Source organism: Pseudomonas sp. LLC-1, assembly GCF_002992185.1.
Lineage (GTDB): Bacteria > Pseudomonadota > Gammaproteobacteria > Pseudomonadales > Pseudomonadaceae > Aquipseudomonas > Aquipseudomonas monteilii.
The window spans coordinates 256,914-278,576 of sequence record NZ_LUVY01000017.1 but is presented as its reverse complement, the minus strand read 5'-3'; the positions used below and the strand labels follow the sequence as shown (position 1 = coordinate 278,576).

Annotated in this window: 18 protein-coding genes, 2 pseudogenes and 1 riboswitch; of the genes and pseudogenes, 13 read left to right on the top strand and 7 right to left on the bottom strand. The window is 62.3% G+C overall.

Going from position 1 to position 21,663, the window contains the following annotated elements; all coding sequences use genetic code 11:
* The first annotated feature begins 77 nt into the window (after nucleotides 1-77).
* The 8 genes from A0O30_RS19715 to A0O30_RS19680 all read left to right on the top strand — a co-directional run bounded on the left by A0O30_RS19715 (nucleotide 78) and on the right by A0O30_RS19680 (nucleotide 8,179).
* A complete protein-coding gene (locus A0O30_RS19715; RefSeq protein ID WP_146256319.1) occupies nucleotides 78-1,037 on the top strand; it encodes an RHS repeat-associated core domain-containing protein in 960 nt (319 codons plus the stop codon).
* A gap of 335 nt (nucleotides 1,038-1,372) precedes the next feature.
* Nucleotides 1,373-1,597: riboswitch (cobalamin riboswitch) on the top strand.
* Between the two features lie 92 nt (nucleotides 1,598-1,689).
* On the top strand, nucleotides 1,690-1,878 hold the full coding sequence (locus tag A0O30_RS19710; RefSeq protein ID WP_105947632.1) for a CbtB domain-containing protein: 189 nt from the start codon (nucleotides 1,690-1,692) through the stop codon (nucleotides 1,876-1,878).
* A 9-nt stretch (nucleotides 1,879-1,887) separates the two neighbouring features.
* On the top strand, nucleotides 1,888-2,574 hold the full coding sequence (locus A0O30_RS19705; protein WP_060499889.1) for a CbtA family protein: 687 nt from the start codon (nucleotides 1,888-1,890) through the stop codon (nucleotides 2,572-2,574).
* Nucleotides 2,574-2,960, top strand: coding sequence for a cobalamin biosynthesis protein (locus A0O30_RS19700; protein ID WP_105947631.1), 387 nt, complete (start codon nucleotides 2,574-2,576; stop codon nucleotides 2,958-2,960). The genes A0O30_RS19705 and A0O30_RS19700 overlap by 1 nt, the downstream gene beginning before the upstream one ends.
* A 32-nt stretch (nucleotides 2,961-2,992) precedes the next feature.
* Nucleotides 2,993-3,745, top strand: a complete 753-nt coding sequence (gene cobM, locus A0O30_RS19695; protein ID WP_105947630.1) for a precorrin-4 C(11)-methyltransferase — start codon at nucleotides 2,993-2,995, stop codon at nucleotides 3,743-3,745.
* Between the two features lie 66 nt (nucleotides 3,746-3,811).
* Complete coding sequence (locus A0O30_RS19690) at nucleotides 3,812-4,054, top strand: DUF1272 domain-containing protein (RefSeq protein WP_105947629.1); 243 nt, start codon at nucleotides 3,812-3,814, stop codon at nucleotides 4,052-4,054.
* Nucleotides 4,055-4,275: 221 nt separating this feature from the next.
* On the top strand, nucleotides 4,276-4,890 hold the full coding sequence (locus A0O30_RS19685; protein ID WP_060499885.1) for a response regulator transcription factor: 615 nt from the start codon (nucleotides 4,276-4,278) through the stop codon (nucleotides 4,888-4,890).
* Nucleotides 4,891-4,903: 13 nt separating this feature from the next.
* Nucleotides 4,904-8,179 carry a transporter substrate-binding domain-containing protein gene (locus A0O30_RS19680; protein ID WP_105947628.1) on the top strand — a complete coding sequence of 1,092 codons (3,276 nt, stop codon included), beginning with the start codon at nucleotides 4,904-4,906 and terminating at the stop codon, nucleotides 8,177-8,179.
* Here A0O30_RS19680 and A0O30_RS28250 read toward each other — a convergent pair.
* From A0O30_RS28250 to A0O30_RS19670, 3 genes and pseudogenes are all read right to left on the bottom strand, one after another.
* A pseudogene (locus tag A0O30_RS28250) lies at nucleotides 8,154-8,585 on the bottom strand (methyl-accepting chemotaxis protein); the annotation flags it as partial. The gene A0O30_RS19680 and the pseudogene A0O30_RS28250 sit on opposite strands and share 26 nt — an antisense overlap.
* 102 nt (nucleotides 8,586-8,687) lie before the next feature.
* Nucleotides 8,688-9,473 (bottom strand): annotated as a pseudogene (locus tag A0O30_RS28245) (PAS domain-containing protein); the annotation flags it as partial.
* A 136-nt stretch (nucleotides 9,474-9,609) separates the two neighbouring features.
* The gene (locus A0O30_RS19670) at nucleotides 9,610-10,629 is read right to left on the bottom strand and encodes a LacI family DNA-binding transcriptional regulator (protein ID WP_105947627.1); all 1,020 of its coding nucleotides are present in this window, start codon (nucleotides 10,627-10,629) and stop codon (nucleotides 9,610-9,612) included.
* A gap of 207 nt (nucleotides 10,630-10,836) precedes the next feature.
* Between A0O30_RS19670 and A0O30_RS19665 the strand changes: the two genes are divergently transcribed.
* A complete protein-coding gene (locus A0O30_RS19665) occupies nucleotides 10,837-11,376 on the top strand; it encodes a gluconokinase (RefSeq protein ID WP_060499881.1) in 540 nt (179 codons plus the stop codon).
* Nucleotides 11,377-11,486: 110 nt separating this feature from the next.
* The gene (locus A0O30_RS19660) at nucleotides 11,487-12,839 is read left to right on the top strand and encodes a GntP family permease (protein ID WP_028698893.1); all 1,353 of its coding nucleotides are present in this window, start codon (nucleotides 11,487-11,489) and stop codon (nucleotides 12,837-12,839) included.
* 75 nt (nucleotides 12,840-12,914) lie between these two features.
* Here A0O30_RS19660 and A0O30_RS19655 read toward each other — a convergent pair whose 3' ends face one another.
* The 4 genes from A0O30_RS19655 to A0O30_RS19635 form a co-directional block, all read right to left on the bottom strand.
* A complete protein-coding gene (locus tag A0O30_RS19655; RefSeq protein WP_105947626.1) occupies nucleotides 12,915-14,342 on the bottom strand; it encodes a sigma-54 dependent transcriptional regulator in 1,428 nt (475 codons plus the stop codon).
* Nucleotides 14,311-15,804 (bottom strand): HAMP domain-containing sensor histidine kinase, encoded by a 1,494-nt coding sequence (locus A0O30_RS19650; RefSeq protein ID WP_105947674.1) that lies wholly within the window; start codon nucleotides 15,802-15,804, stop codon nucleotides 14,311-14,313. Before A0O30_RS19650 ends, A0O30_RS19655 begins: the two co-directional genes overlap by 32 nt.
* Nucleotides 15,805-16,088: 284 nt before the next feature.
* Nucleotides 16,089-17,549: a HAMP domain-containing sensor histidine kinase gene (locus A0O30_RS19645; protein ID WP_105947625.1), complete on the bottom strand. Its 1,461-nt coding sequence runs from the start codon at nucleotides 17,547-17,549 to the stop codon at nucleotides 16,089-16,091.
* 232 nt (nucleotides 17,550-17,781) lie between these two features.
* Nucleotides 17,782-18,375, bottom strand: a complete 594-nt coding sequence (locus A0O30_RS19635; RefSeq protein ID WP_105947673.1) for a lytic transglycosylase domain-containing protein — start codon at nucleotides 18,373-18,375, stop codon at nucleotides 17,782-17,784.
* A gap of 185 nt (nucleotides 18,376-18,560) precedes the next feature.
* Here A0O30_RS19635 and gspG point away from each other — a divergent pair, with 185 nt between their 5' ends.
* The 3 genes from gspG to mexE all read left to right on the top strand — a co-directional run bounded on the left by gspG (nucleotide 18,561) and on the right by mexE (nucleotide 21,661).
* Nucleotides 18,561-18,986: a type II secretion system major pseudopilin GspG gene (gene gspG / locus A0O30_RS19630; RefSeq protein WP_003253843.1), complete on the top strand. Its 426-nt coding sequence runs from the start codon at nucleotides 18,561-18,563 to the stop codon at nucleotides 18,984-18,986.
* 11 nt (nucleotides 18,987-18,997) lie between these two features.
* Nucleotides 18,998-20,188, top strand: a complete 1,191-nt coding sequence (locus A0O30_RS19625; RefSeq protein ID WP_105947623.1) for a type II secretion system F family protein — start codon at nucleotides 18,998-19,000, stop codon at nucleotides 20,186-20,188.
* Between the two features lie 231 nt (nucleotides 20,189-20,419).
* Nucleotides 20,420-21,661 (top strand): multidrug efflux RND transporter periplasmic adaptor subunit MexE, encoded by a 1,242-nt coding sequence (gene mexE / locus A0O30_RS19620; RefSeq protein ID WP_105947622.1) that lies wholly within the window; start codon nucleotides 20,420-20,422, stop codon nucleotides 21,659-21,661.
* Nucleotides 21,662-21,663 lie beyond the last annotated feature (2 nt).

Genomic DNA, 21,663 nt, shown 5'->3' with positions numbered 1-21,663 from the left:
CCCACGGCCTACTATTTTTACCAGTTGCGGGGCAGCGGAAAACACCTCAGGGTGGAGTAAAAGCAGGAGTATTTATCGTGTTGATCTTTTATCAGTCTGATCGTCCAGTTTCATTGAATTCTCCAGCCGCAACCAACCGCATATTCAATGAAGGCCGTCAAGCGCTAGCCATTCAACACGGAGCACGTTCCTCCGTTGGTCTAATTGCCTCAGACAGCATGCTTTCTCCTGCCGTGACGTTAAGCTGCCATGTCGTTAAATTGCTGTCTCACTCCGCTTTTGGCTTTTATCAACCAACAACAGATCTGCTGGTTGGTTTCAAGGGTGAGCACCGCGATGCCATTACAGGCTTGTATGGCCTAGGTGCAGGATATCGTTGGTACTCGACTGTACTGATGCGATTTTTGAACCCCGACAGCTTCAGTCCCTTTGGCGAAGGCGGCATCAGCGCCTACGCTTACGTACACAATGATCCAGTGAACTTGATTGACCCGGATGGGAAAAACGCACAACTGCCGAGTGTGTTTTTTGGGAAGAAATTCAACTACATAAAAAATCTGAAAAGACTTAAAGCCTTCGATCAGGAATATGGGATATACAAATCCAAAGGAGGCCTTTTTAAGAAGCCGGCATTGGTTATTCACAGCCACGCCAGTACCGATGCAATACAGGTCGGCACAGAACAGTTGACTGCAAAAGGTTTCACAGACTGGCTTAAAAGCAATAACATCAAGGTAACCAACTATCGAAAAGCTATCTTTGCCACTTGCATGAGCGGTTTGCCATCGACTGGAAAACCCATATTTGCACAAGAGTTCTCGAGCCTTAACAAGATAAAAACCAACGCTTACCCTGGAATTATATACACATCAATTACTGAGCACCCAAAACCAGGGAGATTTATCCTAGGCGTACTCTCTAAGCCGTTCCCAGGGTTGTTCCCAGACCCCCACCCCAATTTCACAAAATTTCCCCGCGTTTACTCTGCAGAACATTTTTTCCCTCAAAAAAACCAAGACCTTAGGGGGCGTAGCTAACATCTACAAAAAAACACAACAGCAAAGATTAAGGCAAAACACACCCGCCAGAGTCACTCCAGACTGCCCCCATTTCCTGACGGAAGCCGTCTACCACGACCACGTCAGGAGCTTTGCGCACATGCCCCTATCTCCCGAACCCTTGCCTCATCTGCCCCTTCGGACCTGGTGGAGCACGGCTGTTATGCTAATCCGCCGTTCCACCCGGGTGGCGGGTACTGGTATACCAAGCTGACGTATGGTTTCTGATTCCAGGACCGTAAATGGTCCCTCCCCCCCCTGAAACATCCTGTAAATAAAGCCAGGCAATTGACGCAACGCCCGCCCCATGCTCTCCTTATGCCTCACGTTCAGGTGCCCCCTTGGGGGTGAAACGGGAAACCGGTGCGTCGCAGGCCCTCCAACAGGGCCGGATAATCCCGGTGCTGCCCCCGCAACGGTAAGCGAGCGAAGCGTCTGTACCACTGTGCCCTTGTAATGCGGCATGGGAAGGTGACGCTTTCCAGGAGCCCTGCTCTTCCTCGCAAGCCCGGAGACCGGCCTGGCGTTCATGAACACCCCGCGGTGGGCGGGCGCTGTTGCATTCCCCTGGGCGACTACGCTCGGGGCTGCCGCGCTTGCCCATTGCCCACAAAAAGCAGAGGAACGCGTCATGCCCGTCACCAGCGCCAAGCAACACAGCCTTGCCACTCCTGTCACCCTCAGCCAACGTATCGTCACCGCCGTCGGCGCCAGCCTGCTGGGCCTGTGCCTGGTGTACTTTGCCGGCTTCTCGCACATCGAGGCCGTGCATAACGCCGCCCACGACACCCGCCACAGCGCCGCCTTCCCCTGCCACTGAGTACGCCTGATGATCACGCGCATTGCCCGTACCGCGGGCTTCAGCGGGCTGCTTGCGGCCCTGTTGCTGACTTTGCTGCAAAGTTTCTGGGTCGCCCCGCTGATTCTTGAGGCGGAAACCTACGAGTCCTCGGCCCCTGCCGCCCACCACGAGCATGGCAGCGATGTGCCCGCCCATGAGCACAGCGCCGAAGCCTGGTCACCGGAAGACGGCTGGCAACGTGTGCTGTCCACTACGGGCGGCAACCTGGTGGTCGCGGTCGGCTTCGCCCTGATCCTCGCCGCCCTGTACAGCCTGCGCGAGCCGACGCGCGCCGGCACGGGTGCATGGTGGGGGCTGGCCGGCTTCGCCGTGTTCTGCCTTGCCCCGACCTTGGGCCTGCCACCCGAACTGCCCGGTACGGCAGCCGCCGACCTGGGGCAACGCCAGGCCTGGTGGATCGGCACAGCCAGTGCCACCGCACTGGGCCTGGCCTTGCTGGTGTTCGCTCGTCACTGGCTGCTGAAAGCGCTGGGCGCCGTGCTGCTGGTAATCCCCCATGTGATTGGCGCACCACAACCCGACGTGCATGAAAGCCTGGCCCCCGAAGCACTGGAAACCCAGTTCAAAGTGGCCTCCTGGCTGACCAACGCCGCCTTCTGGCTGGCCTTGGGCCTGCTCAGCGCCTGGCTGTTCCGCCGTTCCAGCCGGGCCTGATGCCGCCCTTCTACGCCGGCTTCGGCTGCCGCCGGGGTTGCCCGGCGGATACCCTGCAACGCTTGCTGGACCAGGCCCTGGACAACCAGGGCCTGGCATTGGCCGACCTGCGCGGTATCGCCAGCATCAGCCTGAAGGCCGACGAACCTGGCTTGCTACAGCTGGCCGAACACCTTGGTTTGCCCTTGGTGCTGTACCATAGCGTGCAACTGCAACCATACGAACCCCTGCTCAGCCACCGCTCCGCCGCCGCCCATGCCCACAGCGGCTGCTGGGGCGTGGCCGAGAGCGCGGCACTGGCCATGGCCAGCCAGCACCTTGGCACGGCCAGGTTGCTGCTGGCCCGCCAGGTACTGGGCCCGGCGACCCTCGCCCTGGCCGGCTGAGCGCTTCCCCCTCTTTCCTGCAAGGACTTTCCATGACGGTCTATTTCATCGGCGCCGGTCCCGGCGACCCGGAACTGATCACGGTCAAGGGCCAACGGCTGATTCGCCAGTGCCCGGTGATTATCTATGCCGGCTCACTGGTACCCGCCGCCGTACTCGAAGGCCACCAGGCCGAGACCGTGATCAACAGCGCCGAACTGCATCTGGAACAGATTGTCAGCGTCATGCGCACCGCCCACGAACAAGGTAAGGATGTAGCCCGTGTACACAGCGGCGACCCTGGCCTGTACGGCGCCATCGGCGAGCAGATTCGCCACCTGCAGGCGCTGGGCATCGATTACCAGATCATCCCTGGGGTCACCGCCACAGCAGCCAGCGCCGCCCTGCTCGGCTGCGAACTGACCCTGCCGCAGGTGGCGCAAACGGTGATCCTCACCCGTTACGGCGACAGCTCGCCCATGCCGCCCGGCGAGCAACTGGGTGACCTGGCGCGCCATGGCAGCACCTTGGCGATTCACCTGGGGGTCAAGCACCTCTCGCGCATTGTCGAAGAGCTGCTGCCGCACTACGGCGCGCACTGCCCGGTAGCGGTGGTACACCGGGCCACCTGGCCTGACCAGGACTGGGTACGTGGCAACCTCGGCAACATTGTCGAACGCGTCGCGGCCAAGGATTTCCGGCGCACGGCACTGATCCTGGTGGGTCATGTGCTGGGGGATACGCCATTCGCCGAGTCGGCCTTGTACCGTGCTGGGCACGCCCACCTGTATCGCCCTGCCGACTGAGCATTGCCAGCCTTGCCGTGGGCGTAGCAGACTCCAGGTTCCCGCCTGCGAACAGGAGTTACGCCCATGCTGGAATTACGCCCCAACTGCGAGTGCTGCGATACCGACCTGCCCGGCGACAGCCCCGATGCGCTGATCTGCTCCTTTGAATGCACCTTCTGCCGCGCCTGTGCCGAAACCCGCTTGCAGGGCCTTTGCCCGAACTGCTCGGGCCAGCTGGTAGCCCGCCCGACGCGGGTCGGCAAGGCATTGGCCAACAACCCCGCCTCGGCCAAGCGCGTGAACAAAGCGCACACTGCCTGCGCCTGACCGACCGGAGAAAACCGGCATCACCGCTTGGACAGGGTGATGTCTTTCCTGTTTTTTGTAGGATTTTTCAACAACAAGAGCAGGGACTTTCAACACTTCTATACTCGCCATTACCAAACTTCGGGATTGGTCGTATCTTGCAGCGCTTCCGATTAACCCACTTGCAGACGTATTCCTGAGTGATCCAGGAAGCGGACCACATCCTGACAGGAGTTTTTCTCATGACAACCGTGCTGATCGTCGACGACCACCCTATCGTCCGGCTGTCCTTGCGCATGCTGCTCGAACGCGAGCGCTTCCACGTCGTCGGCGAAGTCGGCAATGGCAGTGAAGTGGCGCAGGTGGCCCGCGACCTGCGCCCGGACGTGGTCATACTCGACATCGGCCTGCCGGGGCTGGACGGCATGGAAGTCATCAAGCGCCTGCAGTGCCTGGAACCGGTGCCGAAGATCATGGTATTGACCGGCCAGGCCACCGACCTGTACGTGCGTCGCTGCCTGGATGCCGGTATCGGCGCTTTCGTCACCAAAGAAGAAGACCACGAGGCGCTGCTGTTTGCCCTCAAGGCCCTGACCAAAGGTTATTCGACCTTTCCGCAGATGTCGGTCAACAGCAATTCGCTGGAAAGCGAGCCCGTGCGCCTGGCCAGCCTCTCCAACCGGGAGATGGAGGTACTGCGGCGCCTGGCGCGCGGCGAGAACAACAAGAATATCGGCACTTGCATGAACCTCAGCGCCAAGACCATCAGCACCTACCGGGGCCGTATCATGGAAAAACTCAAGACTGAATCACTGGTGGAAATGGTCGACCTGGCCAAACGCAACAGCGTGTATTGAGCGTTTGCACACCATGAAGCGCCTGCTGGCGAGCGTCTTTCTGGCTACCGGCTTACTCGCCTCGGCCGGTCTGTTGGCCAGCAGCGAACCCCGCCAGTTGCTGGCGCGCTCGGCCAGTGCCGCCGCCCCCCTGGCGTTGTCCAGCGAAGACCGGCAATGGCTGCAGCGCCGCCAGCACCTGGTACTGGGCAGCTCTCGGCCCGACTATCCACCGTTTGAAATCAACGTCAGTCAGCACGAATACGAAGGCCTTAGCGCAGATTACGCCGGGATTATCGCCGAGCAATTGGGCATTCCCGTCGAGGTACGGCGCTACGACAGCCGCCACGAGGCGATCACCGCCTTGCGTGAAGGCAGCATCGACCTGCTGGGCAGTTCCAATGCCTTCGAGGCGGCTGACGCTCAGCTTAGCCTTAGCACCCCCTATGCCGACGACCTCCCGGTCATCGTCACCCGCAAGGGGCACAGCCTGAAAGGCACACCTGACCTCGCCGGCCTGCGCCTGGCCATGGTCGATCATTATCTGCCCGCCGCTGCCGTTCGAACGCTGTACCCCAAAGCGCAACTGAGCCTGTACCGCTCGACCCAAGCCGGGCTGGCAGCCGTCGAGCTGGGTGAGGCGGATGCGTACCTGGGCGATGCCATCAGCACTGACTTCCTGATTGGCAGGAGTTACCAGGGCACGCTCAAGATTGACCACTTCTGCCAGGTAGCCCCTGGGGCTTTCGCCTTTGCCCTGGCCGATGACAACCCACGGATGCATCGGCTGGTCGACAAAGCGCTGGCGCGCATCAGCGAAAGCGAACGCCTGAACATCCTGCGCCGCTGGAGCAGTGGTAACACCAGCCTGCTGCTGCAGCGCCATCTCACTGCCTTGAGCGCAGAAGAAGAGGCCTGGATCGCCGCCAACCCCACCATCCGTGTGTTGGTCAATACCTCGCTGGCCCCCTTGACCTTCAACGACGCTCAGCATCGCCCCAGTGGCATTACCCTCGACCTGCTCAAGCAGATCTCGCTGCGCACGGGGCTGCAGTTCACCCCCGTCGAAAGTGCCTCAGCACAGGCCATGGTGGACCGCCTGGCCCGAGGCGAGGCGCAAATGATCGGGGCGCTGGGCTATGGCGCTGACCGTTTGAAGCAACTGCGCTTCACCCGCCCCTATCTGGTCAGCCCGCGCGTGTTTGTCACTCGCAGCGACGTCGAATCTCCCGCACAAGCCAAGGCCATGAACGGCAAGCGCATCGCCCTGGTGCGTGGTTCACCGCAACGGGCCATGCTGCAACAGCGCTACCCGCAGGCGAAGATAGTCGAAGTGGACAACCCGCTCGGTCAGATGGAGGCCGTGGCCAACGGTACCGCCGACGTTGCCCTTAGCAGCCATATCAATGCCGCCTACTACATCAGCCATGTGTTCAAGGACCGCTTGCGCATCGCCAGCGTGCTCGACAACGAACCGGCCGTTGCCGCCTTCGCCGTCGCCGCCGACCTGCCCCAGCTACAGGCCATTCTCGACAAGGCGCTACTGAGCATTCCGCCCGAAGAGCTCGATCAACTGATCAACCGCTGGCGTACCAGCACGCTGGTCAGCGACAGCCCCTGGCGCGACTACCGCACCTTGGCCTTGCAGGTGCTGGTGCTGTCGGCCCTGCTGCTGGCTGGCGTCATTTTCTGGAACAGCTACCTGCGCAAGCTGATCAACCAGCGTACAGAGGCGCAGCACGCGCTGCAGGCACAGTTGGCGTTGAGCCGTGGGCTGCTTGAGCAATTGCGCCAGGCCAAGGACGACGCCGAACAGGCCAGCCAGACCAAAAGCACGTTCCTGGCCACCATGAGCCACGAAATCCGTACCCCGATGAATGCCGTGATCGGCCTGCTGGAACTGGCACTGGAGGACAGCCGTGGTGGCCGCTGCGACACCCAGACCCTGCAGACCGCTTACGACTCGGCAATCGGCCTGCTTGAGCTGATTGGCGACATTCTCGACATTTCCCGCATAGAATCCGGCCACATCAGCCTGCAGCCAGTGCCCACCGACCTGGTAGAGCTGGTGCGCGCCACTCTGCGGGTATTCGAGGGCAATGCACGGGCCAAAGGCCTGCACCTGCACGGCGAACTGCCGGCAGAACCGGTCTGGGTGCAGGCTGACCCGCTGCGATGCAAGCAAATTCTGTCCAACCTGGTCAGCAACGCCATCAAGTTCACCGACCGTGGTGAAGTGCAGGCGAGCCTGCTGCTGCCCAAGGTTGCCGGCCAGGGCATTTTGGCAATCGAGCTGAATGTGCGCGACACCGGTATCGGCATCAGCCCTGCCGATCAGGCCCGGCTGTTCAATGCGTTTGTTCAGGCCGATGGCCCAAGGGCCCGCCAAGGCGCAGGCCTGGGGTTGGTCATCAGCCGTACCCTCGCCGAATTGATGGGCGGCGCCTTGAGCCTGCAGAGCGTGGAAGGCGTCGGCACCCGGGTGCAAGTCTGCCTGCAGCTGCCCACCTGTGCGGCACCGGTACAGGCCGAGCAAGACCCGCCAGCACATGAAAGCACTAGCGGCCCGCTCAACATTCTGGTGGTCGACGACTACCCCGCCAACCTGTTGTTGCTGGAGCGGCAACTGCATACCCTGGGGCACCGCGTGACCCTGGCGGAAAATGGCGAAATCGCCCTGGCACGCTGGCAGACAGCGCGCTTCGACCTGGTGATTACCGATTGCAGCATGCCCGTCATGGACGGCCACGAACTGACCCGGCGCATTCGCAGCCTGGAGAGTGAGCGCGGCCTGCCAGCGTGCAGGATTCTCGGCGTGACCGCCAATGCCCAGGCGGAGGAACGCGCCCGCTGCCTGGCCAGCGGCATGGACGAATGCCTGTTCAAGCCGATTGGCCTACGTTCGCTAAAGGCCCATCTGCCCCAGGTCCGCCCTCAGCAACAGAAAACACCGACAACACGCCATAGCGGGTTCGACCTGGCTGAACTGCGCCACCTGACCCAGGACGACGAACAGCTGACGCGGCATTTGCTCGAACAACTGTCGGTAAGCGTCGCCGAAGACCTGGCCGCCTTGCGTGCCCTGGCACCAGACGCCACCGACGAGGCCGTGCGGGCCCTGGCCCATCGCATCAAGGGTGGCGCCAAGATGATCAGGGTGCGCACCGTGGTCAAGGACTGCGAAGCCATCGAGCTGGCTCACACACAGGGGCTGCCGACGGTCGAGCAGCGCGCGCTGCTGCAAACCAGCCTGCAAGCCCTGCTTGACGAAATGCGCGATGCGCTCAATGCAATTGCAGCGTCGAGCTGATCTGGCTGATGGCATCCACCACATGCCGTGAGCCTTGCTGGATTTCCATGATCACCGTACCCGCTTCGTTGGCCAGCGCCACGCCGTGACCGGTGCGGTTCAGGCTCGACTGCATGCTGGCTACCGCCAGTAGCGACAGGTCGTGGTTTTGCCGCACCACATCGACAATCTCCAGGGTGGCCTTGCTGGTTCGCGCCGCCAGGTTACGCACCTCATCGGCCACCACCGCAAAGCCTCGCCCGTGCTCGCCGGCACGGGCGGCTTCGATCGCGGCATTCAGGGCCAGCAGGTTGGTCTGGTCGGCGATGCCACGAATGGTCAGCACGATCTGCCCGATCACATCCGATTGCTTGCTGACCGCATCGATGCTGCGTGCGGCGTCGTTAAGCTCCTGGGAAATCTGTTCGATCACCTGCACCGTCTGCTGCACCACTTCTGTGCCCTTGCGCGCGCAGGCGTCGGTCTGCATGGAACTGGCATGGGCGGCATCGGCGGCGTTCTGCTGGGTGCAGACCTGGCGGGTAATGTCACTGGCGAACTTAACGACCTTGTTCAAGCGCCCCTTGCTGTCGAAAATGGGGTTGTAGGAGGCTTCCAGATAGACCATTTGCCCCTGCTTGTTGATACGCTCGAAACGGTGCGAATGGTATTCGCCACGGTTAAGCGACGCCCAGAACTCGCGGTACTCGGCCGACTCGCGCTCATGCGGCAGGCAGAACAGGCCATGATGCCGGCCAACCACCTCGTCGAGGCGATAGCCCATGGTGTCGAGGAAATTCTGGTTGGCTTTGATCACCCGGCCCTGGGGGGTGAATTCGATCACCGCCATGGAGCGGCTGATGGCCTTGAGCAGGTTTTCGCTTTCATGCTCCTGCACCACCCGCTGGCTGATGTCGGCGGCCACCTTGATCACGCTGGTGACCTGACGCTGCTCGTCCAGCACCGGCATGTAGCTGGCCTCCAGCCACACCTCGCGCCCGGCCTTGTCGAGGCGCTCGAAGGTACCGCTGATAGCCTTGCCCTGCCCCAGTTCACGCCACAGCTGTTGGTATTCGGCACTTTTTGCGTAGTCTGGCTCGCAGAACAACCGGTGGTGCTTGCCACGCAACTCGTCAACGCTGTAACCCATGGCCTGGCAGAAACGCTCATTGGCATCGAGAATGGTGCCATCGGGAGCGAATTCGATCATCGCCATGGAGCGGCTGATAGCGGCGAGTTTGGCCTGTGCGGTGGCCAAAGCCTGTTGGCTGCGCTGGATCTCGACCAAATCGGACTTGCGGTGGAAATCGAACATGACGCCGGGCTCCTTTATGCGCGGTTTCATGAGCATAGATCGCCATCATTAGCATGCAAGCACAATGCTATCACTTTGTAATTACTGCATTTTCATTACCAAGCGCCCTGACACGCCTACCGCCCTGGCGTGAAACTCAGGAGCTCTCCCGCACCATCAACTCGAAGCCCAAGTCCTGCTGCGCGTTCGGCACCCGCTTGCCATCGAGCAACGCCAGCAACGCCTGCGCCGCCCCACGCCCCACGGCAGCCCGGGGCGTGCGAATCGATGTCAGCCGCGGCACCATGTGCGCCGAGGCTGGCAAATCGTTGAACCCGACCATTGCCACCTGGCGAGGTACCTCCACCCCCTGGCGCAAGGCCTGCAGCACCGCCCCCTGAGCCAGGTCGTCGTTGCAGAAGAAAATACCGTCGACATCCGGCGCCTGTTGCATCAGTTGGCTGAACAGTGCACTGCCCAGTGCAATCGATGAAGGTTCCGGTGCCAGTACCTCCAGCTCGGTCGCCTGCAAACCGGCCTCGGCCAGCGCCTGGCGGAAACCTTCGGCCCGCTGCATCACCCGTGGGTCAAGCTGCGCGGCAATGAATGCCAGGCGCTTGCGCCCGCGCTCGATCAGGTGCCGGGCAGCAGCACGCCCGGCCTGCTGTTGCGAGAAACCAACCGACAATGCCCCAGGCTCGCCATTGAGCTCCATCATGTGCACACAAGGCACACCACTGGCGGCCAGCATCTGGCGCGCCGCATCGCTGCGCTCGAAGCCGGTCAGCAGCATGCCGCAAGGCTGATAGGCCAGATAGTTGCGGATCAGGTTCTCTTCTTCGGCAAGGTCGTAGTGATAGTTGCCGATCAACACCTCAAGCCCACGCGGGCGCATGACCTCGTGGATGGCTTCCAGGGTATCGATGAACAGCTGGTTGGACAGTGACGGGATCAACACCACCACCGACTGGCTACGCGCCGAGGCCAGCGCCCGGGCCGCCGGGTTGGCGACATAGCCAAGGGTTGCCGCTGCGGCGACAACCTTTTCCACCAGCTCCGGCGCAACCGTGCTGACCCCGCGCAAGGCACGCGAAGCGGTAATCGGGGAAACCCCGGAAAGCCTGGCAACTTCTGCCAGGGTGGGACGACCTGTAGTGCGGGAGCCGGTGCGGGACATGGATGTTGTAATTTTACTACTTGCAAGGAGAGGGAACGGCCACTAAGGTAGCGCTGTCTCAGGACGCAGGCAATGTAATCTTTGGTAGCAGCCATCACGCGCTCGCCACCAGGCGTCCATACTGCGTAGGGACAAGACCAATAACACCGGGGAGGTGGCTGTTCGTCGATGACGAGACAGCGCTATCTCACCCCGCAGGAGGTACTGATGAATTCTCCCCTGTCCGCCATCGTGGTGATGGGCGTGGCCGGTTGCGGCAAAAGCTGCATCGGCGCCGCCATCGCTGCCAGAAGCGGCGGCCGCCTGATCGAAGGCGACGCTTTCCACCCTGCCGAAAACATCCGCAAGATGAGCGCTGGCATCCCGCTGGACGATGGCGACCGCGCCGGCTGGCTGGTACGCCTCGGTCAGGAGCTGCAGGCCACCACCCAGGCTGGGGAGCGCCCGATCCTGACCTGCTCGGCACTCAAGCGCCGCTACCGCGACACCCTGCGCGATGCCATGCCCGGGCTGGTGTTCGTGTTCCTCGAACTGTCACCTGCCGAAGCGGAAAAACGCGTGCGGGCCCGCCCCGGTCACTTCATGCCGGCCAGCCTGATCGACAGCCAGTTCGCTGCCCTGGAGTCGCCACGCGGCGAGCCACTGACCCTGCCACTGGATGCGACCCAACCCGTCGAAGCGCTGGCCGAAGCGGTGGACCGCTGGCTAAAGCGCTGCGGTGAGCAGGGGCTGGCGCAAACCGCCTGACCCTGGCGGTTTTCCGGCTCACCAAAGACAGCGCTACCCCAACCCGCAAACGCGGGAAAAGTTCCAAAAAGCTACGCCCAAAACAACGATAAGACCGAGGCCTTCAAACCATGTTCGGACTGGCTACTGATACCTTCCTGCTGCTCGACGCGCTGGTTACCATCGTCGGGCTGATCCTGCTGATCACCCACTTCAAAGTGCACCCCTTCGTCGCCCTTACCCTCGCGGCCGGCTTCCTGGGCCTGACCTCCGGCATGCCGGTGGCCAAGGTCATGAAATCGTTCCAGGACGGTTTTGGCGGCGTGCTGGGCTTTGTCGGTATCGTGCTTGCCCTGGGCACCATGCTCGGCAAGCTGATGGCCGACTCCGGGGGCGCCGACCAGATCGCGCAAACCCTCATCCGCGCCTTCGGCAAGAAGAACGTGCACTGGGCCATGATGTTCGCCGCGTTCCTGGTGGGCATACCGCTGTTCTTCGAAATCGGCTTCGTGTTGCTGATTCCGCTGGTGTTCATCGTTGCCCGCCGCTCCGGGGTGTCGCTGGTGAAGATCGGCATTCCGCTGCTGGCCGGCCTTTCCGTGGTGCACGGCCTGGTCCCGCCACACCCGGGCCCGCTGCTGGCGATCGGCATTTTCCACGCTGACATCGGCAAGACCATCTTCTACGGCCTGATCGTCGCACTGCCCACCGCAATCATCGCTGGCCCTCTGTTTGGTAACTTCATTTCCCGCTACATCCCGGGCAACCCGTCGCAGGAACTGATGGACCAGATCGCCAAGGAGTCCGACCAGGGCAACCTGCCCAGTTTCAGCATCACCCTCATCACCGTACTGCTGCCAGTCGCGTTGATGCTGCTGAAAACCTTCGCCGACGTGGTGCTGCCGGCCGAGCACATCGTGCGCCAGTGGATGGACCTGATCGGCCACCCGATCACCGCCCTGCTCGCCGCCCTGCTGCTGGCCTTCTACACCTTTGGTTCGGCTCGCGGCTTCAACCGCCAGCAGATCATGAAGATGCTCGACCAGAGCCTGGCCCCCACCGCAGCCATCGTGCTGATCGTCGGTGCCGGCGGTGGCTTCAAGCAGATGCTGGTGGATACCGGCGTGGGCAACGTGATCGGGCAGATGGCCGTGCAGGCGGAAATTTCACCCATCATGCTGGCCTGGCTGGTGGCTGCGGTGATCCGCATCGCTACCGGGTCCGCCACGGTGGCCACCATTACCGGTGCGGGCATCGTTGCGCCGGTGATCGACCTGGTGCCGGGGGTGAACCGTGAGCTGTTGGTACTGGCCACCGGTGCCGGCTCGCTGATCCTGTCGCATGTGAACGACGCCGGCTTCTGGCTGGTGAAGCAATACTTCAACATGACCGTGGCAGAAACCTTCAAGACCTGGAGCATGATGGAGACCATTCTCTCGGTGGTCGGCATCATCTTCATCATGTTGTTGTCGCTGGTGGTGTAACTGCCGTGGGCGTGGGTTGCCAACGCGAAACCCGCATTGGCAACCCTGACCGGCTCACGCCCATATGGCCGAAGGTCACCACTGGCGCTTGTCTGGCCGCGTCAGCCCCAGCTTTTCGATGCGGTACCGCAGCATGTCCCGCGACAGCCCCAGCATCCGCGCCGACTTGGTCACGTTCCAGTCGGTACGGTCCAGGGTCTTGCACACCAGGTCGCGCTCCATGTCGGGCAGGCTGGTGCCCGGCTCCGGCTCGTGCCGTGGCATCTCGAACATTGCCGGCGCCTGCTGAGCGGCCAATGGCTCGTCGATCAACGTCATGCACAGGTTCAGCTGGTGCGCCTGCACCACTTCGTTCGGTGCCAGCAGCACGGTCTGCTCCAGCATGTTACGCAGTTCGCGCACATTGCCTGGCCAGCTGTAGCCCAACATCAGGCTCTCGGCTTCGGCTGAAAAACGCAGGTTCGGTTTGCCATAACGCCGGCCATGGTGGGCCAGGAAATGCCGGGCCAGCAGCAGAATGTCCTGCCCACGGGCATACAGGCGCGGCACCTTCAGGGCAATGATGCGCAGGCGGAAGAACAGGTCGCGGCGGAACTTGCCCTGCTGCACCATCTGCTCCAGGTTGCAGTTGGTGGCACTGATCACCCGCAGGTCAACCTTGCGCTCCTTCACCGCACCAATCCGGCGGATGCTGCGGTCTTCCAGCAGCTTGAGCAGCTTGGCCTGCAGCACCAGGTCCATCTCGCCAATCTCGTCGAGGAACAAGGTGCCGCCATCGGCCGCCTCCACCAAGCCTACCCGGCGCTCCTTGGCGTCGGTGAATGCACCCTTCTCGTGGCCGAACAGTTCGGCCTCCAGCAGGTTGGCCGGGATCGAGGCGCAGTTGAACTCGATGAACGGCCCCTTGCTGCGCGTGCCATCGAAATGCAGGGCGCGGGCCACCAGTTCCTTGCCGGTGCCGGTTTCGCCTTCGACCAGCACTGGTGGCAGGTCGTCACTGGCCATCCGCCGTTCGGCATCCAGCACCTGGCGCAGGGTGTGCTTGAGGGTCAGCATCGTTGGCGACTCGCCGATCAACGCCTGCAACCCGGACTTCTGCGCCTCTCGCTCCTGGTAGAACGACAGCGTGCGCTCCATGCGCTCGGCAGCCAGGGCCTTGTCCAGGGTCAGTTTGAGTTCGGCCAGCACCACGGGCTTGCTCAGGTAATGGAAGGCGCCCTCCTTCATCGCCTGCACGGCATCTTCGACATTGCCATAGCCGGTCATCATGATCACTTTCAGGTCCGGCACCTGTGCCACCAAGGTCCGCAGCAGGTCGTGCCCGCTCATGCCAGGCAGCGAGTTGTCGGTCAGCACCGCGTCGGGCTGGGCCCGCTTGATCTGCTCCAGCGCCAGCTCCGCGCTATGGCATACGGTGACCTCGTAGCCCTTGAGGCTGAGGTAGGTGCGAATGTTGTCGGCGAGAATTTCATCATCCTCGACTACCAGGATGCTGTGCTCCATGGTCCCCTCCCGCTGCGATATTGAATGTAAGGCTGACGCGGGTTCCTTCCTCTTCGCGGCTGCTCAGGCTGACCGAGCCGCCAAAACGTTCCATGATGCGTTTGACCAGGGCCAGGCCTACACCGAGGCCACCCTGTTTGGTCGTGAAGAACGGCTTGAACACCATCCGTTCCTGCTGTTGGCTCATGCCCTTGCCCGTGTCGGTGAGCACGAATTCGGCACGCAGGCCACCCTGCACATTGACCTGGGCATTCAACATACCGCCGCAGGGCATGGCCTCCAAGGCGTTGGAAAACAGGCTGTTGAGAATTTGCGTCAGCTGCAACGGCTGGCTGACTACCCACTGCACGTCAGGCCCCTCGAAATGAAAGCGCACGCCGTTTCGTTCAATCTGCTGGGCGAAAGCCAGGTGGGTGTCTTCGATGGCTGCCACCAGGTCCACGGCTTCGGGTTCGTCGCTGGTTGGGCGCAACGACACCAGCAGGTCGCGTACCCAGCGCGACATACGGTCGACCTGGCCGATGATATCGGTGATGTTCTTCTGCGCGGCAGCGTTGGCGGTTTCCTGGGCCAGCTCGGCGCTTGAGCGGATGTTGGCCAGTGGGTTGCGCAAGCTGTGGGCTACCGCCGACGACATTTCGCCCAGTGCCACGTAGGTTTCGCTGGCCACCAGCCGGTCCTGTTGCAGATGCAGCATCTGCGCCGCCCGGCGCACGATCCAGAACAGCCCGAAATAGATGAGCGCCCCGCCCACCAGCGTCGAGGCCCAGATCAGCACATAACCCCGCTGGATGCGCCGCACCAGGTCTTGTGGCTCTTTGTAGATTTCCACCATGGCCAATACCTGCTCGCCCTGGCTGTCGAACAGCGGAATGTAGTTCTCGATAAACAGGTAGCGCGGTTCACGCTGAAACTTCTGTTCTTCGCGATCTTCCTCGGCCTTGTGGTAGCTGGCCGACACTGCCTTGCGCGACCGGAAGGCACGGTCGAGGTCGCCATCGGCTTCTATCCGCTTGCCGATCAGCTCGACGTTGGTGGACCAGACGATGGTGCGGTCGCGAGCGTAGACATTGGCCAGCAAGGTATCTGGCAAGTGCTCGACATGGTCCAGGAACTCGACCCGGGTCGACTCGGCCAGTGCGGGGGTGAACTGCAGGTGCTGCAGGTCCAGACGCGGGTCAAGCAGCTCACCCATGGTGGTGCCTGGCGGCAACTGCGAATGGCGCACCTCGGCCTGGGCCATGGCCTGAATGAACTGCGCGGTAAGCATGGCATCGCGCTGCACGCTGTCGCGAACCACAAACCGCGTTGACACATAACCCAACCCGCCCGCCACGGCGGTGATGATCAACAGGCTGATGACCGAAAACCACCGCAGCAGGTTGAACTCACGCAATGGCACAGCCAGACCGCTGGCGGTCGCACCGGGCTTGTCGCGAACTTCGTTTTCCAGCATCTGCATCGCGTGGTTCCCGCACAGGGCGTCCGTTCAGAAATGCCTCAAGGCCAACAGCCAATTGAAAGCACCCCGCCTGGGCAGCCTGATAGCTGCCTTGTGTTGCGTGTTGCGCTCTGCAAATCACGTAGCAAGAACTCAGCCAGCCAAAAACAAATCAATAAAAATCAATAATTTAGAACGCATTTACAAATACGGCCTAAGGAAAAACCCCCACATTTGGGTAATTATCACCCAAACCTTATAAAAAATTTAAATATCAATAAGTTAAAGATTTTACCTAATGCTTTTTATAAGCTTGCTACCAAGCGGAACGTCAACGATACCCGCGTACCATGGCCCTCGCTGCTGCTGAGCCGAACCGAACCGCCGAAGCGCTCCATGATGCGTTTCACCAGCACCAGCCCCACCCCTAGCCCACCCTGTTTGGTGGTGAAGAACGGCCGGAAGGCCATGCGCTGCTGCTCTTCGCTCATGCCCTTGCCATTGTCGGACAGGCGCAGTGTCAGGCAGCGCCGGTTCTGGCGCACCACCTCGATACGCAGACGCCCGCCCTGCTCCATCGACTCCAGGGCATTGGCAACCAGGCTGCTGAACACCTGCCGCAGTAACGCCGGGTGCCCCAATACCTGCACTGCCGGTAACGGTTGCAGGTCAAGGCTTACCCCACTGCGTGCCAACGGTACGGCATAGGTCTGCAAGCTTTCCTGCAACGCCTGTGGCAAGTCCACCGCCACGGCCTCGTCGTTCAGCGGGCGCAATGACTGCAGCATCTGGCGGATCCATTGCGACATGCGATCGACCTGGCTGATGATATCGTTGACCTGGCGTTGCGCCGGGCCGTCGTCGAACGCCTGGGCCAGTTCGGCACTTGAGCGGATACTCGCCAGCGGGTTGCGCAGGCTGTGGGCCACCGCCGACGACACCTCGCCCAGTGCAACATAGGTCTCGTTGTTGATCAGCCGCTTCTGCTGCACTGCCAGCAACCGCGCGGCACGGTGCATGATGCCGTACAGGCCGATGTAGACCAGCGCGGCCCCCACGGTAATAGCCAGCCATATCAGGATCAGGCCATGCTCGATGCGCACGATCAGGTCATGGGGCTCTTTGTAGATTTCGACCATCGCCGTGACGTTCTCGCCATCGGCATCGAACAGCGGAATGTAGTTCTCGATGAACAACTGCTCGGGCGGGGTAACGAATTTCTGCTCGGCGCGGGCCTGTTCGAAGTTATGGTAGCTGGCCGAGACCCGCATCTTGTACTCGAAGGCCCGCTCCAGGTCGTCGTCGCCATTGATCAGCTTGCCGATCAGCGCCGGGTTGCTGGACCAGATCACCGTACGGTCCGGGGCATAGATATTGGCCAGCAGCATGTCGGGCAGGTGGGCGATATGGTCGAGAAACTCGCCGCGCGCCTTGCGCCGGGCATCCGGGTCGACATCGGGCAGGTTGCTGCGGTCGGTGCGCGGGTCTAGCAACTCGCCCATGGTGCGCACGTTGGGGATCGACACATGGCGTACTTCGGCGTCGGCGATGGAGGTGATGAACTGCGCGGTGAGCAAGGCATCGCGCTCCACGCTCTCATCGATGATGAAACGGCTGGAAATCAGCCCCAGCCCGGCAGCCACCGACAGGATGATGGCCAGGCTGACCCAGGCATACCAGCGTAAAAGGTTGAACGGCTTGCGTGGAGCAGCCAGCTCGTTACCGGCAGGCACTTCGATGGCGTCGGAACGAGGGGCGATGTCCATGGCGGACTCCACATCTGGGCACCTTCAGAAGGTTATAGCCCAGAGTTGGGGAAACCATAGTGTTAAATTGATGGCATCCGCCGAAGGGTAACGTTTTTTTCACTTCGTACACGCGGTCCCTGTGGGAGCGGGCATGCCCGCGAACACCGGCGAAGCCGGTGCCATCTACCGCGTCGCCTGCTTCGCGGGCTTGCCCGCTCCCACAGAGATCGCATGGACCTGAAAGGCAGCTCTAGAAAGGTGAATCATCTGCCAACCCTTGCAATTTGCGGTATTCGCGCAGCACCGCAGGTACATAACGGCGGGTTTCGGCATACGGCGGCACCGCACCGCGCCGCAACACGGCATCCGGACCCGCGTTGTAAGCCGCCACGGCCAGGGTGATGTCGTTGTCAAACAGGGTCAGCATGCGCTTCAGGTAGCGGGCCCCGCCCTGCACGTTGTCTTCCGGGTCCAGGCGGTCTTCCACGCCCATTTCGCGAGCGGTATCGGGCATCAATTGCATCAACCCCACCGCACCCGCCGGCGATCGGGCCTTGGGGTTATAGCCGGACTCGGCCTTGATCAGCGCGTGCAACAACGCCGGGGGCACATTGTGGATGCGTGCCGCAGTGGCGACCACCTCGGCATAGGGGCGGCCAGTGATCATCTGCGCGTTGGCCGGGCCAGCCTGGGCCAGCGGTTCGTTGATCACCTTTTCATAGTGGCGTCCGGGCCGATGAACGTTGGTCAGTACGTAGCCACCCTTGGCATCGATTGAGATGTACACATCAGCCTGGGCAGCCCCTGCCGTCAGCCAGATCAAACCGAGGATGAGTCCACGCATGTCGGTCGCCTCTTCGTCGTGGCCCCCGATGTGGGGGAAATGCCCCGGAAAACCCGAGGTCAATGACCACGACGCAAGCACTGTGCCGCTTCCTGTGCCGCATGGCGCAAGGCCCCGAGGCAGACGTGCATGGCTGTTGCATGGTGCCTGTCAACGCGTGTTCCCATGCAGTGGAGGGCTTCACCATGCAGCGCAGAACCAACCCGCAACGTGGCTTCACCCTGCTTGAACTCCTGGTGGTACTGGTGGTGCTCGGCCTGTTGGCCGGCATCGTCGCGCCCAAGTACTTCAGCCAGCTCGGCCGCTCCGAGGCCAAGGTGGCACGGGCGCAGATAGAGGGGCTGAGCAAGGCCCTGGACCTGTACCGCCTGGAAGTCGGCCACTACCCCAACAGTGAGCAAGGCTTGCAGGCGCTGGTGGTCGCCCCCAGTGGCGAGGCTCGCTGGACCGGCCCGTATCTGCAAAAGGCCGTGCCGCAAGACCCATGGGGCCGCCCATACATCTACCGGCAGCCCGGCGAGAACGGCGGTGAATACGACCTGCTGTCGATGGGCAAGGACGGCCAGCCGGGTGGTGACGGGGAAAACGCCGAAATTACCAGCTGGCAGTAAGGAGAGCGGCCATGCGCTACAGCCTCAAGGCCCTGGGCAGACAGGGTGTGGTGCAGTTGCAGATCGACGCCGAGGACGCCGACCAGGCCCGCCGCCAGGCTGAGGACCAAGGCCTGCGCGTGCTCAGCCTGCGCAGCAACAGAGGCGCCTTGCGCGGCATGGCCTGGCGCCGCGAGGCGGCGTTTGACCTGGTGCTGTTCAGCCAGGAGCTGTCGACCCTGCTCAATGCCGGCCTGCCGTTGATCGACGCACTGGAAAGCCTGGCAGAAAAAGCCCCCGCTGCGGCCACACGCAAGGTGCTGGGCGAGCTGGTGCGCCAGCTGTACGAAGGCCGCTCGCTGTCCCAGGCGCTGGGCCAGCAACCCCGGGTGTTCCCGCCGCTGTATGTGGCGCTGGTGCAGTCCAGCGAACGCACCGGTGCGCTGGGCGACGCCCTCGCCCGCTACATCAGCTATCGCCAGCGCCTGGACCTGGTCCGGCAAAAGCTGGTGGGCGCATCGGTTTACCCCTTGCTGCTGTTGCTGGTAGGCGGCGGCGTGGTGCTGTTCCTGCTCGGCTACGTGGTGCCGCGTTTCAGCCAGGTGTTCGAAGGCATGGGCACCGAGTTGCCCTGGCTGTCACGGGTATTGATGCAGATCGGTCTGTTCCTGCACGCGCAGCAACTGCCACTGGCGCTGGGCACTGCAGGTGGCGTCACCGCGCTGTGGCTGCTGCGCCGCCACCCTCGGGTACGACGCTGGGCATCCTGTCAGTTGCGCCGGCTGCCAGCGCTGCATCAACGTTTGATGATGTACGAACTGGCGCGCTTCTATCGCTCGCTGGGCATCCTGCTGCAAGGTGGCATTCCCATCCTCACCGCCATGGGCATGGCGCGCGGCCTGCTCGGCAGTGCCGCCGGCCAAGGCCTGGCACAGGCCAGCCAGCGGGTAGGCGAAGGGCTGCCGCTGTCCGATGCGCTGGAGGCCGGGCACCTGGTTACGCCGGTGTCGCTGCGCTTGCTGCGGGCCGGCGAACAGTCCGGCAACCTGGGCGAGATGCTGGAGCGCTGCGCCGACTTCCACGACCAGGAAATCGGCCGCTGGGTGGAATGGTTCGTCAAACTGTTCGAACCGCTGCTGATGACGTTCATCGGCCTGCTGATCGGCCTGATCGTGATTCTTATGTACATGCCGATCTTCGAGTTGGCTTCAAGCATTCATTGAGACACCAAGCCCAGGCTAGGCTGCCGCGCTTGTCACGACATTTTTGGCGCTCGGTCTCACAGGCGCCGAAAATGTCGTGACAAGCACCCACTGCCCCCAACCATGCCGCAAATCGATGAATGCCCCACACATATCATTCAGCGTGATAATAACCTTCGCCCCGTTCGATTCGTGCCTCACGCGCAACACACTCACACTCCGCCCACTACTAATACATTGGCGGAGTTCTCCATGGAACAATCACTCAAACCCTTGCGCTTTCCCCTCGCTGCCCTGGCAGTGGTGGTGATCAGCGCTTGCGGTCGAACCCCAGACGCCGTGCAGGCTCCCGCCGCGCCAAAGGTCAGTGTGGCCAAGGTGATCGAGCAACCGATCAACGAATGGGACGAGTTCACCGGCCGCCTCGAAGCCCCGGAAACCGTCGAAGTACGCCCACGGGTTTCCGGCCAGATCGATCAGGTGGCCTTCACCGAAGGCGCTCAGGTCAAGAAAGGCGACCTGCTGTTCCAGATCGACCCACGCCCGTTCCAGGCTGAAGTCCGCCGCCTTGAAGCCCAGCTGCAACAGGCCAAGGCCACTGCCATTCGCAGTGCCAACGAGGCCCGCCGTGGCGAACGCCTGCGTGATAGCAACGCCATCTCCGCCGAGCTGGCCGAGTCGCGCAGCAGCGCTGCCGCCGAAGCCCGTGCCGGGGTCGATGCCATTCAGGCCCAGCTCGACCTGGCACGCCTTAACCTCAGCTTTACCCGCGTCACCGCGCCTATCAGTGGCCGTGTCAGCCGCGCCGAGTTCACCGCCGGCAACATCGTCAGCGCCGATGTCACCCCGCTGACCAGCGTGGTGTCCACCGACAAGGTCTACGCCTACTTCGACGCCGACGAGCGCGTGTACCTCAAGTACACCCAGCTGGCACGCGAAGGCCAGCGTGGCCAGAGCACCCCGGTGTACCTGGGCCTGACCAACGAAAGCGGCAACCCGCATCTGGGCCAGATGAACTTCGTCGACAACCAGGTCAACCCGCGCACCGGCACCATCCGTGGCCGTGCGGTGTTCGACAACAGCAACGGCCAGTTCACCCCGGGTCTGTATGCACGCCTGAAGCTGGTGGGCAGCGCCCAGTACGACGCCGTGCTGATCAACGACGAAGCCGTGGGCACCGACCTTGGCAAGAAGTTCGTGCTGGTCATGGACAAGGACAACAAGGCTGCCTACCGCGCCGTGGAGCTGGGGCCGAAGCTGGAAGGCCTGCGCATCGTGCGCAGCGGCCTGGGCAAGGACGACCGCATCGTGGTCAAGGGCCTGCAACGCGTACGCCCTGGTTCGCCGGTCACCCCTATCGATACCCAGATGGCCAGCGAACAGACCCTCGCCGCCCTCGCCCAGCAGCGCCAGGCCCTGGAGGCCAGCAACCCGGCGCCGAAGGTGGCGGGCAATAACGTGAAAGTCGCCAGCGCCCAGGCGCCACGCGGTTAAGG

Excerpts from the sequence above, each read along its gene's own strand:
- A0O30_RS19710 (WP_105947632.1), top strand. The coding sequence starts at position 1,690 with ATGCCCGTCACCAGCGCCAAGCAACACAGCCTTGCCACTCCTGTCACC.
- A0O30_RS19705 (WP_060499889.1), top strand. The coding sequence starts at position 1,888 with ATGATCACGCGCATTGCCCGTACCGCGGGCTTCAGCGGGCTGCTTGCG.
- A0O30_RS19700 (WP_105947631.1), top strand. The coding sequence starts at position 2,574 with ATGCCGCCCTTCTACGCCGGCTTCGGCTGCCGCCGGGGTTGCCCGGCG.
- cobM (WP_105947630.1), top strand. The coding sequence starts at position 2,993 with ATGACGGTCTATTTCATCGGCGCCGGTCCCGGCGACCCGGAACTGATC.
- A0O30_RS19690 (WP_105947629.1), top strand. The coding sequence starts at position 3,812 with ATGCTGGAATTACGCCCCAACTGCGAGTGCTGCGATACCGACCTGCCC.
- A0O30_RS19685 (WP_060499885.1), top strand. The coding sequence starts at position 4,276 with ATGACAACCGTGCTGATCGTCGACGACCACCCTATCGTCCGGCTGTCC.
- A0O30_RS19680 (WP_105947628.1), top strand. The coding sequence starts at position 4,904 with ATGAAGCGCCTGCTGGCGAGCGTCTTTCTGGCTACCGGCTTACTCGCC.
- A0O30_RS19670 (WP_105947627.1), bottom strand. The coding sequence starts at position 10,629 with ATGTCCCGCACCGGCTCCCGCACTACAGGTCGTCCCACCCTGGCAGAA.
- A0O30_RS19665 (WP_060499881.1), top strand. The coding sequence starts at position 10,837 with ATGAATTCTCCCCTGTCCGCCATCGTGGTGATGGGCGTGGCCGGTTGC.
- A0O30_RS19660 (WP_028698893.1), top strand. The coding sequence starts at position 11,487 with ATGTTCGGACTGGCTACTGATACCTTCCTGCTGCTCGACGCGCTGGTT.
- A0O30_RS19655 (WP_105947626.1), bottom strand. The coding sequence starts at position 14,342 with ATGGAGCACAGCATCCTGGTAGTCGAGGATGATGAAATTCTCGCCGAC.
- A0O30_RS19650 (WP_105947674.1), bottom strand. The coding sequence starts at position 15,804 with ATGCAGATGCTGGAAAACGAAGTTCGCGACAAGCCCGGTGCGACCGCC.
- A0O30_RS19645 (WP_105947625.1), bottom strand. The coding sequence starts at position 17,549 with ATGGACATCGCCCCTCGTTCCGACGCCATCGAAGTGCCTGCCGGTAAC.
- A0O30_RS19635 (WP_105947673.1), bottom strand. The coding sequence starts at position 18,375 with ATGCGTGGACTCATCCTCGGTTTGATCTGGCTGACGGCAGGGGCTGCC.
- gspG (WP_003253843.1), top strand. The coding sequence starts at position 18,561 with ATGCAGCGCAGAACCAACCCGCAACGTGGCTTCACCCTGCTTGAACTC.
- A0O30_RS19625 (WP_105947623.1), top strand. The coding sequence starts at position 18,998 with ATGCGCTACAGCCTCAAGGCCCTGGGCAGACAGGGTGTGGTGCAGTTG.
- mexE (WP_105947622.1), top strand. The coding sequence starts at position 20,420 with ATGGAACAATCACTCAAACCCTTGCGCTTTCCCCTCGCTGCCCTGGCA.